Source organism: Nocardia sp. CC201C, from assembly GCF_030010695.1.
In the GTDB taxonomy this organism is placed as follows: Bacteria; Actinomycetota; Actinomycetes; order Mycobacteriales; family Mycobacteriaceae; genus Nocardia; species Nocardia otitidiscaviarum.
Map to the genome: position 1 here is coordinate 1 of NZ_JASCXP010000675.1, position 2,114 is coordinate 2,114.

Below are 2,114 nucleotides of genomic sequence, written 5' to 3' on the forward strand. Positions count from 1 at the left end.
CAGCAACCCCAGCGCCAATCCGATGGCGGCCGTGCCGATCCGGTGCTCGACCACGGTGTCCGGAATGCCGATGGTGGAGGTGTAGGCCGAGGTCACCGCCGAGGTGGCCACGAATCCGCCGAGCAGGCCGAGCACCGCGCCCGCGACCGTGATGGCGACGCCGTAGGTGACGTAGTGGCCGACGACGGTGCGCCGCCGCGCGCCCATGGCCAGCATGGTGCCGATGATCGGGCGCTCGGTCTGCACCAGCCGGGTGACGAGGATGTACTCCGCGATGGCGGCGGCGGTCAGGAACAGCGCGGGAAAGCCGACGGCGATGCTGGAGAAGCCGGAAAGATCTTCGCGCAGAGCGGCATTGGAGGGCTGCTCGGATTGCGGTTCGATCGCCGTGGCCCCGGCCGCACGCAGTGCGGCGGTGACCCGGTCCCGCTCGGCCTCGGTCGCGGAGTCCGACATCTCCACCAGGACCTGGTTCGGGCCCGGCTGTCCGGTCAGGGCAAGGGCCCGGGATTGCGGTGCGAAGGCGACGGCGAACGAGTGCGGATCGGCCAGCACCTCCTGGCGGCTGCGCGCGGGCCACAGGTATTCCGCCGAGCGGGCGACTCCGCTGACGGTGACCGACTGCCAGGAGTCGCCGTCGAAGATCCGGAAGCTGTCGCCCGCAGCGAGCCCGAAGGTGTCGGCGGCGTGGTGTTCGATGACCACCTCGGGGCGCTCGGGGTTCGGCAGGGCGCCGCTGGTCAGGTCGATCTCGTCGACCGCCGGTGCGCCGGGTGCGGCCAAGCCGGTGACGCGGCCGAGCAGTTTGGTGTCGCCGATGGTGAACGGCACGTCGGCCTGGGTGCGGACCATCACCCGGTCGACGCCGTCCAGGCCGCGCACGGCCGCCGCCAGCGCCTCCGGATCACCCCCGCTGGCGGTGTAATCGGCCAGGTGCAGCCGGTCGTAGGTGTGGTTGTAGGAGGTTTCCAGGTTGCGGAACGAGTCGTAGCTGGCGATGAACAGCAGCACGCCCAGCAGCACCGTGACGGCGATGGCGACGACCTGCGCGGGCCGCCGCCGCAACTCGCGACGAATCTTTTTGAACAGCACCGGATGTCGCAGCATGAGCGGTCACCACCGAATCGTCGCGGCGTCGGCGGGCTCGGGATTGGGGTCGCTGGCGACCACCCGCCCGTCCCGCATGCGCACGATCCGGTCCGCGATGGCGGCGGCGGCCTCGTTGTGCGTCACCATGACCACGCCGCGGCCCGCTCGGCCGGTCTGCTGTAGGACCGCCAGCACCTCGCGGCCGGTGGCGACATCCAGTGCGCCCGTAGGCTCGTCGGCCAGCAGCAGGTCCGGATCGGTGGCCAGGGCGCGGGCGACCGACACCCGCTGCTGCTGTCCGCCCGACAGCTGCGCCGGGAAGTGGTCGGCGCGCTCGCCCAGTCCGACCGACGCCAGCAGATCCGGAACCGCACGGCGGTCGCCGCGTCCGGTCAGTTCGATGATGACTTCGACGTTCTCGCGGGCGGTGAGGCTCGGGATGAGGTTGAAGAACTGGAATACGAATCCGATGTGGTCGCGGCGGAATTCGCCCAGCGAGGCGGGGTGGCGTCGCGAGATGTCCTGTCCGGCAACCTCGATGGTTCCGGTATCGGCGGTTTCGATACCGCCCGCGATATTGAGCAGCGTGGTCTTGCCGGAGCCGCTGGCCCCGAGCACCGCCACCAGTTCGCCGGGTGCGATGTCGAGGTCGACATCGGTCAGGGCGTGTACGGCGGCCTCGCCGCTGCCGTAGGTCTTGCCGACCCCGCGCAGACGGATGCCGCCGCGCCGAGCATCAGTCGTCGGGTGCGCTGTCGTGTTGTCGGACATGGGAAGTCCCCTCGTCGTCGGTGAGTCCCGCGGCGCGCAGCAGCGGACCCGTCAGATCCACGGCGGCCAGCGTGGGGTCGATCAGGCGGTGCAGCACCAGGCCGTCGAGCAGCGCCAGCACCACGGCGGCGGTGGCTTCCGGATCGCCGGTGCCGGGCTGGGTGCGGAACCAGTTCGTGAGCCCGGCGCGGGCCAGCGCGAAGAAGCGGCCGAGTTAGTCGAGCACGCGCGGGTGGCGGGTGGCCGGCAGCAAC

General features: G+C 71.0%; 3 protein-coding genes. All 3 read right to left on the minus strand.

Features of this window, described 5'->3' with window-relative positions; translation table 11 throughout:
• Positions 1-1,107: ABC transporter permease (locus QK444_RS35780; protein ID WP_282786474.1), on the minus strand; the 1,107-nt coding region annotated here is incomplete at its 3' end.
• Between the two features lie 6 nt (positions 1,108-1,113).
• Positions 1,114-1,860 (minus strand): ABC transporter ATP-binding protein, encoded by a 747-nt coding sequence (locus QK444_RS35785; protein ID WP_282786476.1) that lies wholly within the window; start codon positions 1,858-1,860, stop codon positions 1,114-1,116.
• Entirely contained in the window at positions 1,826-1,981 is a 156-nt protein-coding gene (locus QK444_RS35790) for a hypothetical protein (RefSeq protein WP_282786478.1), read from the minus strand. Before QK444_RS35790 ends, QK444_RS35785 begins: the two co-directional genes overlap by 35 nt.
• Positions 1,982-2,114 lie beyond the last annotated feature (133 nt).